Raw genomic sequence first — 14408 nt, 5'->3', positions numbered from 1 at the left:
CAGACGCCCAGGAGTTCGTGTTGTCCGTGACCAAGCTCGACGTGCCCACCGACGACGGTGTGATGGACGTCCACCTGCACCTTCCGGCCGGGCACCCGGCCGACGCCGGCCCCGCGCTGCCCACGGTGATCATGTACCCGGACGCGTTCGGCGTTCGGCCGGCGACCGACGACATGGCCCAACGGCTCGCGGATCTCGGCTACGCCGTGGCGCTGCCGAACGTCCACTTCCGCACGCCGGACGCCCTCCCGTTCGACCCGAAGACCGCGTTCTCCGACCCGGCGGAGCGGGCCAGGCTGGGGCAGGTCATGGGGGTGGCCAACGCGGGCGCCATGGCCGCCACCGGCGCACTGCTCGCGGCGCTGGCCGACGTCCCGGCGGCGAACGCCGAGAAGGTCGGCACCACCGGCTACTGCATGGGCGGGAGGCTGTCGTTCCTCGCGGCCGGCACGTTCCCCGACCGGGTCGCCGCCGCCGCGTCGTTCCACGGCGGCCGGCTCGCCGTCGCGGACGACCCGGCGAGCCCGCACACCCAGGCGGACAGGATTCAGGCGAGGCTGTACTTCGGGGTGGCGGACGAGGACGGCTCCTGCACCCCCGAGGACCAGGCCCGGCTCGCGGCCGCGCTGGACCAGGCGAAGGTCGACTACCGGCTGGAGCTCTACCCAGGCGCCCGGCATGGCTTCGCGGTCACCGACCACCCCGGCGTCTACGACGAGAAGGCCGCCGAACAGCACTGGCAGCGCACCGCCGAACTCTTCGACGCCGTCCTCAAGGCGTAGCGCCGACCCGGACCCGGGCCGGCGGGGCCCCGCCGGCCCGGTCGGTGAGTCAGGCCGCCGCGAGCCCCAGCTCGCGGATCAGCTTGGCGACGTGACCGGTGGCCTTCACGTTGTAGAGCACCTTCTCCAGGGTGCCGTCGGCGCCGACGACGAAGGTCGAGCGGATCACACCGGTGGTCACCTTGCCGTACATCATCTTCTCGCCGTAGGCGCCATACGCGGTCAGCACGGCGCGGTCGGGGTCGGACAGCAGCGGGAACGTCAGGCCCTCGTTGTCGCGGAACTTCACCAGCGCCGCGGGCTTGTCCGGGGAGACGCCCAGCACGTCGATGCCGGCGTCGTTCAGCTGGGCCAGGCTGTCGCGGAAGTCGCAGGCCTGCTTGGTGCAGCCGGGTGTGCTCGCCCGTGGGTAGAAGTACACGACGACCCGCCGGCCCCGGTAGGACGCGAGCGACACGTCCTTGCCGTCGGCGTCCGGGAGCGTGAAGTCGGGGGCAACGTCGCCCGCGGCCAGGCGAGCCGAGGAGTCGGTCATGGTCGGAAACCTAGCGCCGTGTCGCCGCAACCACCAAACCGCGTCCGCCCCGACGGGCCTGGGCGCGGCGCCACCCGGCGGGAAATGGCTCGAAACTGTCACAGGTCGGCGCGACCATGCCAGGCATGACGTGGACAGCCCCCAAGGTCAACCGCCGGGACGAGCCAGGCATCGCGGACGAGCGCGAGATGCTGGAGAGCTGGCTCGACTACCACCGCGAGACGCTGCTGCTCAAGTGCGCGGGCCTGACGGCCGAGCAGCTGCGCGAGCGCGCGGTAGCGCCGTCGTCGCTGTCGCTGCTGGGCCTCGTCCGGCACCTGGCCGACGTGGAACGTTCCTGGTTCCGCCGCCGGCTCGACCAGCAGGACATCCCGTACCGCTTCATCAGGGAGGACAACGAGAACTCCGACTTCGACGACGTCGACACGGCGGACCCCGGCGAGGCGTTCACGGCCTTCGCCTCGGAGGTCGAGGCCTGCCGCGCCGTGGCGGCCACCCACGGCCTGGACGACACCTTCGTGGACCAGCGCGGCGTGCGGCTCAGCCTGCGTTGGGTCTACGTCCACCTGATCGAGGAGTACGCCCGCCACAACGGCCACGCCGACCTGCTCCGCGAACGCCTCGACGGCTCCGTCGGCGACTGACGGCCAGCCGCCGGTCGAGCCGCGCTCGACGCCGTCAGCCGGGGGGCAGCAGCCCTCGCAGGATGGCGGCCTGGCCGGCGTGCTCGAGATCGTCGGCGATCACGCTGACGAGGCGGACGGCCAGGGTGACCGGGGGATCCCACCGGGTGTCGACGACGCGGTCGAGATCCTGGTCGCCGAGCGTGGCGACGTAGCGCAGGGTCTCGTCGTGGACGGCGTCGTAGTAGCCGGTCAGCAGGCCGGGGTCACCGACGCGGACGCTGTCGACCTCGTCGGACGTGTGGCCGTACCCGTGCGACTCCGGCGGCAGCGGGAGGCCGAACCGCTCCACCCAGCCTGCCGCGGTCCAGACCTGCTCGGTGCCCGCGACGCCGGCCACGTGATCGTCCTGCACCCGGGCCAGGTGCCAGACCAGCCAGGTGATCGAGTTGAGCCGCCCCTGCGGGCGATGGTTCAGCTGCTCGGCGGTCAGCCCCGCCACGGCTTCGTGGACCGCCTCCTGAACCCGCCCGAAGCCATCCGTCAGAAGATCAGCGGTGGTCACCATCGTGACTCAGACCTCCGTCGCGAAGGTGGCGGCCCACTCGTTGACGCGGGCGATGTAGGTCCTGGTCTCGGCGTAGTCGGGGACGCCGCCGGCCGCCTGGACCGCCGACGGGCCGGCGTTGTAGGCGGCGAGCACGAGGGCGACCCGGTCCCCGGGCAGGTGGCTGACCAGCCCGGCGAGGTGCTGCTCGTACCGCGCGGCCGACGGGATCGCGTCGAGCGGGTCGAGCGGGTCGGCCACGCCGTCGCCGTCGCCGTCGATGCCGAACTCGGCCCAGGTCTTCGGCAGGAACTGCATCATCCCGACGGCGCCCGCGCGGGACACGACCGAGGAGTCGAAGCGGCTCTCCACCCTCGCCTGGGCCGCGAGCTGGGCGGCCGACAACAGCCCGTACGTGGTGGCGGCGGCCCGGAAGGCAGGTATCAGGTCCGTCGGGATCAGGCTGCTCGACCTCATCGGCAGCACCTGCGAGCAGGCTCCCAGCAACGCGGCGAGCACGGTCACCAGGCCAGCCGCGAGGACAGGCGCCTGGCGTGTTCGCTGACGGGGCATCGCCTCATTGTGGCCGTCCGGACACGGCCGTGTCCGGCATCTCCGACGGCAGGTCGCGAGCCGCTGGCGGCGGGGCACCCGCGGCGTCCGGCCCGGACGGCGCGGTGGGCGGCCGCGGTGAGGCATGCTGGACGCCGTGACACAGCCTCCGGCCAGACCGGCCTCCGCGCGCGCTGACGGGTCCCCGCCGTCCGCCCGGAAGCAGCCCGCCGCCGAGGTGACGTCCCCGCCGCCCGGCTCCCCCGCCGAGCCGTCACCCCCGGTGCCGGCCCAGGCCGCGGGACTCGACCCGGTCGCCCCGCCCCGGGACTCGGCCGGCCGCAACGACTCTGCCGACCGCAACGACTCTGCTGGCCGCAACGACTCTGCCGGCCGCACCGACGCGGCCACGAACGACGCCGTCATCCGCCGGATCGAGCGGGCCAGCGGGCTGCTGGCGAACAAGGCCGTGGCCAGGATGTCCGAGCAGCTGCCGTGGTACCCCGGCATGTCCGCGCGGTACCGGGCCGACATCCAGCTGGTCGTGCAGGCGGGCATCGCGTCGTTCGTCGAGTGGTGCCGGCGCCCGGAGCACGCCCGTGAGCTGTCCAGCGACGTGTTCCGGGTGGCGCCGCGCGAGCTGGTCCGGGCGGTGACCTTCCGCCGCCTCGTCGACCTGGTCCGGGTGGCGGTCGAGACGATCGAGGCCGAGGTCTCGAACATCGTCGACCCGGAGCACGAGCAGCGGGTGCTCAACGACGTGCTGCGCTACTCCCGGGACATCGCGTTCGCCGGGGCGGTGGTCTACGCGCGGGTCGCCGAGGAGCGCGGCGCCTGGGACGCCCGGCTGGAGGCGCTCGTCGTCGACCACGTCGTGCGCGGCGACCAGGACCGGGCGCTGTCCTCACGCGCGGCGGCGGTCGGCTGGCGCAACCCGCCCGCGGTGACGGTCGTGGTCGGCGCGGCGCCGCCGCAGGCCCCGGAGGCGGTCGTGGACGAGGTCCACCGGCTGGCCCGCTCCGGTGGTCTCGAGGTGCTGACCAGCGTGCACAACCAGCGACTGGTCATGATCGTCGGCGGCCGGTTCCGGACGACCGACGGTCCAGGCGACGGGACGGCCGCGGCGGAACCGCACGCCGGCGGGACGGTCGCGGCGGCGCCCGGCGCCGGCGCGGTCCCGCGCGAGGCGGCGGCGCGCGCCGTGGCGGCGGCGACCGGCGACCCGAACCGGCCGAACAGCCGGCGGCGCGCCGACGGCGAGCTCGCCCCCAGCGTCGAGTCCGCGTTGGCGGCCGCCGAGGTGCTGATGTCGGCCTGCGGGCCGGGCCCGGTCGTGGTCGGGCCGGTCGCGGCGGATCTGGCGGGTGCCGCCGAGTCGGCGCGGGCGGCGATCGCGGCGGCCGACGTCGTGGCCGCGTGGCCCGCGGCGCCGCGGCCGGTGACGGCCCGCGCGCTGCTGCCGGAGCGGGCGCTGGCCGGCGACGAGGGGGCCCGCCGGGCGCTCATCGACGAGGTCTACCTCCCGCTGCGGGACGCCGGCGCGCCGCTGCTGGAGACCGCGGGCACCTACCTCGACTTCGGCGCCTCGCTGGAGGCGACCGCGAAGGCGCTCTACCTGCATCCGAACACGGTCCGTTACCGGCTGCGGAAGGCGTCCGAGATCTGCGGCCTTGACACCGCCGACCACCGGCAGCGTTTCACCCTGCACATAGCTCTGCTTCTGGGCCGTCTCGACAGCTCGCATGCGTAGACGACGGTTGTAGATCGCCGACCACCGACTGTCGAGGTCGGCACGCGAACACGGCATGCGCCTCGTGCGTGACCTACAGCTGCGAGAATGCGAGCATGGTCAGCTGACCGCAGGTTACCGGTGCGACACCGGTCACATCGACCGACTTAACAGCCCTGTCACACGCTTGTCGGCCGTAGTCCAGCGACACGACTAACGTACGCAACCGTGCTCCGCGTTTTGTAGGTCTGCTACAACGAGCCGTCGGCACATCGGTGAGTGGCCGCCAGCGACAGACCACCACCGCGAAGGGTTAGGTAAATAGGTGCTCGCCATCCTCGCGCCAGGCCAGGGCGCCCAGACCCCAGGCATGCTGCATCCGTGGCTCGACCTCCCCGGCGTGACGGAGCGGCTGCGCTGGTTCTCGGCGGCGACCGGCCTGGACCTCGTCGAACTCGGCACCGAGGCACCGGCAGACACGATCAAGGACACCGCGGTGGCCCAGCCGCTCATCGTGGCGACCGGCCTCCTCGCCGCCGAGCAGCTCGGCCTGCCCGGACTCGCGGGTCCGGATCTGCGGGTGGCCGGCCACAGCGTCGGCGAGATCACCGCCGCGGCGCTCACCGGAGCACTCTCGCCGGAGGCCGCGCTGGTCCTCGTGGCGCTGCGCGGCCGGGCGATGGCCGCGGCCTCCGCCGTCACGCCGACCGGCATGTCCGCGCTGCTCGGCGGCGACCCGGACGCGGTCGTCGCACACCTGGAAGGCCTCGGCCTGACGCCCGCGAACCGCAACGGCGCCGGCCAGATCGTCGCCGCCGGTGACCTGGCGGCGCTCGCCCGGCTCACCGAGGAGCCGCCGGCCGGTGCCCGCGTCCGGACCCTCGCGGTCGCGGGCGCGTTCCACACCCACTTCATGGCGTCGGCCCGCGACACGCTCGCCGCGGTCGCGCCCGGTGTCGTGACCGGTGCTCCTCGCCTCGGCCAGGTGTCGAACGCGGACGGCGCCGTCATCACCGACGGGGCCGAGGTCCTGGCCCGGCTGGTCAGCCAGGTGGCCAACCCGGTCCGCTGGGACCTGTGCCTGGCGACGCTGCGCGAGCTGGGCGTGAAGGCCGTCATCGAGCTGCCGCCGGCGGGCACGCTGGCCGGCATCGCCCGCAGAGAACTTCCCGGCGTCCGGATCCTCGCGGTGAAGAGCCCGGACGACCTGGTCGCCGCTCGCGAGCTCATCGCCGAGCACGTCGGCGCCGAGCAGCCCTCGGTCGTGATCCCCGCTCCTGCCAGGGAGCTGGAACCTGCCACCGCCCACGCCGGGGAGGCTTGATGACCACCGGAGCACGCGTGCTCGGATTCGGTACCTACCGACCGGTCCGCGTCGTCACCAACGACGATCTCGCCCAACGAGTCGAGACGTCCGACGAATGGATTCGCACCCGGACCGGCATCGCCACCCGGCGGATCGCCGACTCGGACGAGACCACCGTGATGATGGGCGCGGCCGCCGCGGAGAAGGCGCTCGCCGCCGCCGGCCTCACCGCCGCCGACATCGACCTGGTGATCGCGGCGAGCTGCACCAGCCCGTCGCAGATCCCGGGCGCCAGCCCGCAGATCGCGCACCGGATCGGCGCTCTCTCGGCCGGCGCGCTGGACATCAACGCGGGCTGCGCGGGGTTCTGCTACTCACTGTCCCAGGCGGCCGACACGGTCCGCTCCGGCTCGGCCCGCCACGTGCTGGTGGTCGCGACGGAGCGGCTCTCGGACTACGTCGACTGGGATGACCGGACGACCTGCATCCTGCTCGCCGACGGTGCCGGTGCCGCGGTGGTGGGCCCGAGCGAGGTCGACGAGATCGGCCCGGCGGTCTGGGGCCACGACGGCTCCCGGCCGGACGTCATCAGGGTGCCCGGCTACGGCGACAACCTGTTCCGGATGGAGGGACAGGCGGTCTTCCGCTGGGCGATCACCCTGGTGCCGGCGCTGAAGAAGATCTGCGAGCGGGCCGGGGTCACCCCCGACGAGCTCGCCGGCGTCGTCCCACACCAGGCCAACCTGAGGATCATCGAGGCGCTCGTGAACGGTCTCGGCGCCACGAACGCCGTCATCGCTCGCGATGTGGTCGACGCGGGCAACACCTCGGCGGCCAGCATCCCGCTGGGCCTGGCCCGGCTGCTCGACGCCGGGGAGCTGCGGCGCGGCGACCCGGTCCTCCTGTTCGGCTTCGGTGCCGGCTTGACCTACTGTGGCCAGGTCATCCGCTGCCCCTAGGCCGGGCGTCACGGGCGGCTCCGCCGGAGCCTCACCCACGGCATCCGCTCGGGGGGCGGGTCCCCTGGAACCCTCCATCTGCCGGGCCTGACCCGGCTCAGGGCCCCCGCCCGCGGGTGGCAGCTACAAGAACCGCACCTGAATCTCCTGCCCGATCAAGAAAGGTCCCCGATGTCCCAGACTGATGTCCTCGCCGGTCTCGCCGAGATCCTCGAGGAGGTGGCCGGCGTCGAGCCCTCCGACGTCACCCCCGAGAAGACCTTCATTGACGACCTGGACGTCGACTCGCTGTCGATGGTCGAGGTCGTGGTCGCGGCCGAGGAGAAGTTCGGCGTCAAGATCCCGGACGACGACGTGAAGACCCTGAAGACCGTCGGTGACGCGGTCTCGTACATCCAGAAGGCTGGTATCGCGGCGTGACCCGGTCCCCTAGGCGGGTTGTCGTCACCGGCCTCGGGGCGACCACTCCGCTCGGGGGCGATGTGGCGTCCACGTGGGAGGGCCTGCTCGCCGGCCGGTCCGGCGTCCGCGCTCTCACCGAGGACTGGATCGAGACGGTGCCGGTCCACATCGCCGCCCCGCTGGCGGCCGAGCTTCCGCTCGGCCGTGTCGAGGCCCGCAAGCTCGACCGGACCCAGCAGATGGCTCTGGTCGCGTCCCGGGAGGCGTGGGCCGACGCCGGCTCGCCGGAGATCGACCCGCTGCGCCTTCAGGTCTGTGTCGGCTCCGGCATCGGCGGCGTGCTGACTCTGCTCTCCCAGCACGACGTGCTGCGCGAGCAGGGTTTCCGCAAGGTCACCCCGCACGTCGTCCCGATGCTGATGCCGAACGGGCCGGCCGCGACCGTGGGCCTGGCCTTCGGCGCGAAGGGCGGGGTACGTGCCCCGGTCAGTGCCTGCGCGTCGGGCACCGAGGCGATCGCGCTCGCGTACGACCTGATCAAGTTCGGCCGCGCCGACGTCATCATCGCGGGCGGTACGGAGGCGGCGATCCATCCGCTGCCGATCGCCGGGTTCTCGCAGATGCAAGCGCTGTCGCGGCGGTCCGACGACCCGGCGGCCGCGTCCCGGCCGTTCGACAAGGGCCGGGACGGGTTCGTGCTGGGCGAGGGCGCCGGAATCCTGGTGCTGGAGGCCGAGGAACACGCGAAGGCCCGAGGCGCCCGGATCTACGGCTACCTCGCCGGCGCCGGGATCAGCGCCGACGCCTACCACGTGGCCGCTCCGGAGCCGACCGGGGCCGGCGCGGCCCGGGCGGTCACCGAGGCACTGGAGACCGGCGAGCTGGTGGCCGGTGATGTCGCTCACGTCAACGCGCACGCGACGTCGACACCAGTCGGTGACCTTGCCGAAGCGAAGGCGCTGTACCTTGCACTCGGAGCAGCGGCCGGCGCGACGGCGGTCACGGCGACCAAGTCGATGACCGGGCACCTGCTCGGCGCGGCCGGCGCCGTCGAGGCCGTCGTGACGGTCAAGACGATGCAGGAGCGCATCGTCCCGGCGACCCGCAACCTCGACGCTCTCGATGACGAGGTCGAGCTCGACGTGGTGCGGATCGACAACCGGAAGATCAAGTCAGGCGCCGCCCTGTCGAACTCCTTCGGGTTCGGCGGACACGACGTCTGCCTCGCGTTCACGCCCGCCTAGCGGCGGCGAGAACCCCGCCCGCCGGGCGAGAATGCCGGCGAGCGGGTGCGCGTTCCGGGGCCCGTCCCCGGAGACATGGGAACGCGCTGGGTGTCCGGGTCCGGACCCGGACACCCAGCAGCTCTCGTGATGTTGGTGGCGCCAACGACGGCGCCGATGGCCGAGCGGGCCAATCGGAGAACCCGTGCCACCCGCCACGGCCGACGGGCCGGGCCTCAGCAGGGCGCCGCACGCCCCCGCGAGCCGCGTGAGCGGATCCGGGGAAGGCGCACTGGCCGAGGAACTGCGTATCGCCCCTCGTAGTCGCGACTCGCCCCGCGTAACACGGATGTGCAACACACCCACCGCTGCCGCGGCTGGGTGCAGGAGCAGACTGTTCGCCGTTCAGGCAAGGAGATTACCGGTGAGTCTGTCCACGTTGGAACTCGTCGACCCTCGCTCCCCCGTCGCCCGGCTGAACCGCTTCTTCGATGCCGACAGCGTCAACCTGTTCGCCGCGCCCGACAGCTCGGGTGTCGTCGCCGGGCAGGGACTGGTCGACGGCAACGAGGTGGTCGCGTTCGCCAGCGACGCGACGGTGCAGGGCGGGGCGATGGGCCGCGACGGCTGTGCGCGCATCGTGCACGCCATCGAGTCGGCGGCCCGGATGGGCGTCCCGGTGGTCGGCATCTGGCACTCGGGCGGCGCGCGGCTGCAGGAGGGCGTCTCGTCGCTCGACGGCATGGGCCGCGTGTTCTCCGCGATCGTGCGGGCGTCGGGCCGGATCCCCCAGATCTCGCTGGTGCTGGGCGCGGCCGCCGGTGGCGCCGCCTACGGCCCGGCGCTGACCGACCTGGTCATCATGGGTCCGGACGGCAAGGTCTTCGTCACCGGTCCTGACGTCGTCCGCTCGGTGACCGGGGAGGACTGCACGTTCGACAGCCTCGGCGGCCCGACGATCCACTCCACCAAGAGTGGCGTCGTCCACATGACCTGCGACTCCGACGACCAGGCGTACGAGACGACGCGCCACGTCGTCGGCCTGCTGGCCGACCAGGGTGACATCGGCGAGGTCGAGCCGCGCGAGCTCGCCCAGTTCCTGCCCGAGTCGCCCCGGCGCGCCTACGACGTGCGCCCGCTGGTCGGCGGGCTGGTCGACGACGGTTTCGTCGAGATCCACCCCCGGTGGGCCCGCAACATCGTGACCGCGCTGGGCCGCCTCGGCGGCCGGACGGTCGGCGTCATCGCCAACAACCCGTTGCGCCGCGGTGGCTGCCTCGACTCGCTGTCGGCGGAGAAGGCGGCCCGCTTCGTGCGGCTGTGCGACTCCTTCGGGGTGCCGCTGGTCGTCCTCGTCGACACGCCCGGGTACCTGCCCGGCGTCGGCCAGGAATGGGAGGGCGTCGTCCGCCGCGGGGCCAAGCTGCTCTACGCCTTCGCCGAGGCGACCGTGCCGCGGGTGACGGTGATGACCCGCAAGGCCTACGGCGGCGCCTACATCGCGATGAACTCCGCCTCCCTGGGCGCCACGGCCGTCTACGCCTGGCCGACCGCCGAGGTCGCCGTCATGGGCCACGAGGCGGCCGTGAAGATCATTCACCGCCGCACGATCGCCGCGGTCCCCGAGCAGCGCCAGCCCGACAAGATCAAGGAGCTGGCCGAGGAGCACGCAGTCACCGTCGGCGGCGTCGACAAGGCCGTCGAGCTCGGCGTGGTCGACGCGGTCGTCGAGCCGGGCGACACCCGCACCGTGGTGGCCGCCGCCATCGCCGAAGCCCTCGCCGCCGGCCGCCCCGACAAGAACGTCCACGGCAACATCCCGCTGTAACTTTTGTTCCCTGCGTCCGGGCGCGAGCCTACGGCCCCAACCTTGCTTCGCTGCGGTTGTGGCCTGCGGCTCGCGTCCTCCGCAGCGAACGGGCTTCGCTCCGTCCCACGGACCACGCGAAGCATGTCGGCCCGGCGCGGAGCGCCCCCGCCAACGTGGCTCGGGGCGACGCCGGCTTGCGCGTAGGCGCTTGTCCGTGGTCGGCGTCTCTGGTCCCGTCGCGCGCTCTCGCAGCCGATTCGCGACGCTTGATCGCCGGTTTGGCCCTGCGGTGGTCGCGTTCTGCGCCTTGGGACGACCATGAGAGGGCCGAAACAGCGATCAGTCCGCGCCGCCACGAGCTGCCGAGACTCGACTTGGGGCACAGCGCTGGTGGTGCGCGACCCGAGACACCGACCCCGGACAAGCGCCTCCCCCGCGCATCCGCCTCGGCCCGAAACCACGCTGGCACGGGCGCTCAGCGCCCGAAGCAGACGACTCGGCCCGCGCAGCGCCGCCAGTGCGCGCCCCGGGATACCAACCCTGGACACCGCCCTCGTGGGTCCCCTTCGGCCCCGAACCGGGTGGGCGAGGGCGCAAAGCGCCCCAAGCCCGCCAGCGCACCGCCGCCGGGACACGACCACAGATGCAGTCGGTACGCGACCAGAGCTACTGACCCTGGACAAGCGCACGCCTCGCAGGCCCCCTCGGCCCCGAACCGGGTGGGCGAGGGCGCAAAGCGCCCGAAGCAGGCAAGCCGGCCGAAGGCGCGCAAGCGCCGGTTCCGGCCGGCTGCCTCAGGCGTCGGCGATGTCGGTCCAGGTGCTGACGACACGGGCTACCTGGCGGGGGGTCATCCAGGCGGCGGCGCGGGCGAAGATCGGGTCGGCGCGGCGGGCGAGGTCCAGTCGGCCGTCGCCCAGGGCCGGGGCTATCGCGCGGACGTGGTCGAAGCTGATCGTGCCGGTGGTGAAGGCGGCGCGGGTCGCCGGCAGGTCGCGCAGGGCGCGGGCGACGGTGATCAGGTTCGTCGAGGTGGGCGCGTTGATCCGGCACTCCCGGCGCAGCCACGCGGTGGGCGAGACGGCCCCGTCGGCGAGCCACAGCGAGCGGCGGTCGAACTCGCCGAGCAGCAGGATCCAACGGGCGGTCGTGGCGTCGACCGTCGTTCGGCCCTCGATCACCGCGGTCGCCAGGTCAATGTCGGAGAGCCGCTCCGGTTCGGTCGGCAGCCGCGGGTTCGGCGGCGCCCAACCCGGATAGGTCGGGTCGTCACCGCCGCCGGCCGCCAGCGACGACTCGGCCAGTTCGGCGCCGTCGAGTCCCGGCAGTCGATCCACGGACGCGGGCTGGTCGGCGGGTAGGGCCTGATCGCTCTCAAGGCCCGGCAGCTGGTCCTCGGCCGGGCTCGGGGCGGGGGATCGGGCCTGATCGCCGCCCGATATCCCTGAACCGGGTCGGTCGGGCTCACCGGAGGCGTTGCCGGACTCGCTCGGTATCCCAGGCTCGGGTATGCCTGCGCGGTCGTCGGGGACGTCGGTCACCTTGTTGCCACCCCTCTGCGCCAGCTCACCACGGCATGCCTGCCCGCGGCCGGGATATCCGGCGCACGATGAGGGAGACCGTCGAGAGTTCGAACGTATGTTCGTATTTTAGGCGATCGAACGACTGTTCGCCAGCGGCCAGTTGTCCATCAGTTGGCTTGCTGGACGAGCCCACGGCTCACCATCGACCCTCCGAGGCCGGCGGAACGCGGAGATCAACCGCACGGCGGAACGCGGAGATCAACCGCACGGCGGAACGCGGAGATCAACCGCACGGCGGAACGCGGAGATCAACCGCACGGCGGAACGCGGAGATCAACCGCACGGCGGAACGCCTTCGGGCGCCAAGGGCGCCCTCGGCGACCACCCCCGTGGGGCAGGAGGTCCAGCCGGGCGTCCGAGGTGTCGAGCCGTCGATCCGCATACCGATCTGGCGATCTTCAGCGGTCTCAGGAGTGTGTCACGGCGATGATCGTCAACCTGGTATCGATAGATGCGTCGAATCGGGCACCAACCATCAGTTCCGCTACCAGGCTGGCGATCAGGCCAAACCTCGGAGGCTCCGCCCGCTCGACGATCGGCAAGTTGGAATCGGAAACGGCGGCGACGGGCGCCGATCGACCAGGATCGACACGCTTCCCGACGGCCGCTGGCGAGACACGGGTCCAGGACAGCCCGCCATCTCAGACATCGGGCCCCGCCCCAGCCAGACCGCCTACCCCAGACCACCCGCCCCAGACCGCCAGCCCGGACCACCGGGACCGGCCACCTGCCAGATAGTTACCTGATGTGAAATAACGACCTTGGCGGAGAGGTTGCACCCGTCGGAGGTGCGTGACGGGTGTTGCGGGAGTTGGAAACGGACTTCGAGACAGACCGCGAGGCGACGGTCGCGGGCGGAGCGGACGAGCGAACCGTCGGTCCGCCCACCAGGCAGCCACCCGCGGCCAGCGCTCCTCCCCCGGCCGCCGCCAATCCGGGCACCGACGCGACGGCCAGCCACTCAGCGGGAACGCCGGCAACGAGCGTCGCCCCGGCCGGATCGCCGAGGTCCGCCCCACCGGCCGGCGGGACGTTCGCCGCGCTGCGGGTGCCGAACTACCGGCGGTTCATGACCGGCCAGATCATCTCGATGTGCGGCACGTGGATGCAGACGATCGCGCTCGGCTGGCTGGTGCTGTCCCTCGGCGCCTCCGGGACGATGCTCGGCGTCGTCACCGCCGCGCAGTTCCTGCCGGTCCTCCTGGTCGGTGCGTACGGCGGGCTGGTGGCCGACCGCGCCAACACCCGGGCACTGCTGATCACGACGGCGTCGTTGCAGGCCACGCTGGCCGCCGTCCTCGGCGTTCTCGTGATCACCCACGTCGTGGCGCTGTGGATGGTCGTCGTCTTCGCCGCCCTGCTCGGCCTGACCCAGGCCGCCGACAACCCGGCCAGGCAGAGCTTCGTCCAGGAGATGGTCGGCCCCGAGACGCTGCCCAACGCGGTCACCCTGAACTCGGTGACGATGAACGCGGCGCGGGTCGTCGGCCCGGCGATCGCCGGCCTGCTCATCACGCTCATCGGGACCGGCACATGTTTCCTGCTCAACGCGCTGTCGTTCGCCGCGGTGATCGTCGCGCTGATCCGGCTCGACCGCGCGGCGCTGCGGCCGAAGCCCCGGCTGACGAAGGCCCCGGGCCAGATCCGGGAGGGCTTCCACTACGCGGTCCGCACCGCGGGCATCCGGATCCCGCTGATGATGATGGTGATCACCGGCACGCTGGCCTACGAGTTCCAGGTGACCCTGCCGCTGGTCGCCCGGGAGACGTTCCACGGCACGGCGGCGACCTACAGCCTGCTGACCGGCGCGATGGGCGCGGGCGCGGGCGCGGTCGTCGGTGGCCTGCTGGTGGCGCGGCGCCGCCTGACCGGGGTGCGCAGCCTGGTCGTCATCGCCGCCGTGTTCGGGGTGCTGATCCTCGCCACGGCCGCGGCTCCGTCGTTGCCTCTGGTTGTCGGCGCGCTGGTCCTGACCGGTGCCGCCAGCGTCGCCTTCATCTCGACGGGCAACGCGACCGTCCAGCTGTCGTCCGAGCCCAGGATGCGCGGCCGGGTGATGGCGCTGTGGTCGATCGCCTTCATCGGCACCACGCCGGTCGGCGGCCCGATCGCCGGCACCGTCGCGCAGGCCCTGGGAGCACGGGCGGGACTGGTGCTGGCCGGCGTGGCCGCGCTGGTCTCCGCGGCGATCGGCCTCGCGTCGCTGCGCCGCGCCGACGCCGCCCGTCCCGTGTCGGCGGCGGCCCGGCCCACGCCCAGCTCGGGCTGAGCGGCCGGCACCCGCGAACCTCGGCCAACAGCGAGCGTGGCCCCCGACCGGTCGGACTGGTCGGGGGCCACGCTGTTCTCGCTGGACG

General features: G+C 72.8%; 13 protein-coding genes. 9 read left to right on the top strand and 4 right to left on the bottom strand.

Annotated elements, in window-relative coordinates; all coding sequences use genetic code 11:
* Positions 1-17: 17 nt before the first annotated feature.
* Complete coding sequence (locus FRAEUI1C_RS05975; RefSeq protein WP_232425316.1) at positions 18-782, top strand: dienelactone hydrolase family protein; 765 nt, start codon at positions 18-20, stop codon at positions 780-782.
* Between the two features lie 49 nt (positions 783-831).
* Here the strand turns inward: FRAEUI1C_RS05975 and bcp are convergent, their stop codons facing one another.
* Complete coding sequence (gene bcp, locus FRAEUI1C_RS05970; RefSeq protein WP_013422386.1) at positions 832-1317, bottom strand: thioredoxin-dependent thiol peroxidase; 486 nt, start codon at positions 1315-1317, stop codon at positions 832-834.
* 125 nt (positions 1318-1442) lie between these two features.
* On the opposite strand from bcp, the gene FRAEUI1C_RS05965 reads away from it, so the two are divergent.
* Positions 1443-1961 carry a DinB family protein gene (locus tag FRAEUI1C_RS05965; protein WP_041258925.1) on the top strand — a complete coding sequence of 173 codons (519 nt, stop codon included), beginning with the start codon at positions 1443-1445 and terminating at the stop codon, positions 1959-1961.
* Positions 1962-1995: 34 nt separating this feature from the next.
* Here the strand turns inward: FRAEUI1C_RS05965 and FRAEUI1C_RS05960 are convergent, their stop codons facing one another.
* Together FRAEUI1C_RS05960 and FRAEUI1C_RS05955 are read right to left on the bottom strand one after the other, a co-directional pair.
* The gene (locus tag FRAEUI1C_RS05960; RefSeq protein ID WP_013422384.1) at positions 1996-2508 is read right to left on the bottom strand and encodes a mycothiol transferase; all 513 of its coding nucleotides are present in this window, start codon (positions 2506-2508) and stop codon (positions 1996-1998) included.
* Positions 2509-2514: 6 nt separating this feature from the next.
* Positions 2515-3060: a lytic transglycosylase domain-containing protein gene (locus FRAEUI1C_RS05955; protein WP_013422383.1), complete on the bottom strand. Its 546-nt coding sequence runs from the start codon at positions 3058-3060 to the stop codon at positions 2515-2517.
* 124 nt (positions 3061-3184) lie between these two features.
* Here FRAEUI1C_RS05955 and FRAEUI1C_RS05950 point away from each other — a divergent pair, with 124 nt between their 5' ends.
* The 6 genes from FRAEUI1C_RS05950 to FRAEUI1C_RS05925 all read left to right on the top strand — a co-directional run bounded on the left by FRAEUI1C_RS05950 (position 3185) and on the right by FRAEUI1C_RS05925 (position 10486).
* On the top strand, positions 3185-4789 hold the full coding sequence (locus FRAEUI1C_RS05950) for a PucR family transcriptional regulator (RefSeq protein ID WP_013422382.1): 1605 nt from the start codon (positions 3185-3187) through the stop codon (positions 4787-4789).
* A gap of 304 nt (positions 4790-5093) precedes the next feature.
* Entirely contained in the window at positions 5094-6092 is a 999-nt protein-coding gene (locus FRAEUI1C_RS05945; protein WP_013422381.1) for an ACP S-malonyltransferase, read from the top strand.
* Positions 6092-7033 carry a beta-ketoacyl-ACP synthase III gene (locus FRAEUI1C_RS05940; protein WP_013422380.1) on the top strand — a complete coding sequence of 314 codons (942 nt, stop codon included), beginning with the start codon at positions 6092-6094 and terminating at the stop codon, positions 7031-7033. The genes FRAEUI1C_RS05945 and FRAEUI1C_RS05940 overlap by 1 nt, the downstream gene beginning before the upstream one ends.
* A gap of 171 nt (positions 7034-7204) precedes the next feature.
* The gene (locus tag FRAEUI1C_RS05935) at positions 7205-7453 is read left to right on the top strand and encodes an acyl carrier protein (protein ID WP_013422379.1); all 249 of its coding nucleotides are present in this window, start codon (positions 7205-7207) and stop codon (positions 7451-7453) included.
* A complete protein-coding gene (gene fabF / locus FRAEUI1C_RS05930; RefSeq protein WP_013422378.1) occupies positions 7450-8679 on the top strand; it encodes a beta-ketoacyl-ACP synthase II in 1230 nt (409 codons plus the stop codon). The genes FRAEUI1C_RS05935 and fabF overlap by 4 nt, the downstream gene beginning before the upstream one ends.
* A 403-nt stretch (positions 8680-9082) precedes the next feature.
* Complete coding sequence (locus FRAEUI1C_RS05925) at positions 9083-10486, top strand: acyl-CoA carboxylase subunit beta (RefSeq protein WP_013422377.1); 1404 nt, start codon at positions 9083-9085, stop codon at positions 10484-10486.
* Between the two features lie 776 nt (positions 10487-11262).
* Here FRAEUI1C_RS05925 and FRAEUI1C_RS05920 read toward each other — a convergent pair.
* Positions 11263-11805, bottom strand: a complete 543-nt coding sequence (locus FRAEUI1C_RS05920; protein ID WP_232425314.1) for a DUF222 domain-containing protein — start codon at positions 11803-11805, stop codon at positions 11263-11265.
* Between the two features lie 1045 nt (positions 11806-12850).
* On the opposite strand from FRAEUI1C_RS05920, the gene FRAEUI1C_RS05915 reads away from it, so the two are divergent.
* Positions 12851-14320 (top strand): MFS transporter, encoded by a 1470-nt coding sequence (locus FRAEUI1C_RS05915; RefSeq protein ID WP_013422375.1) that lies wholly within the window; start codon positions 12851-12853, stop codon positions 14318-14320.
* Positions 14321-14408: the final 88 nt, after the last annotated feature.

The sequence above is a fragment of the Pseudofrankia inefficax genome (assembly GCF_000166135.1).
In the GTDB taxonomy this organism is placed as follows: Bacteria; Actinomycetota; Actinomycetes; order Frankiales; family Frankiaceae; genus Pseudofrankia; species Pseudofrankia inefficax.
This window is presented reverse-complemented; position numbering and strand designations above follow the sequence as displayed.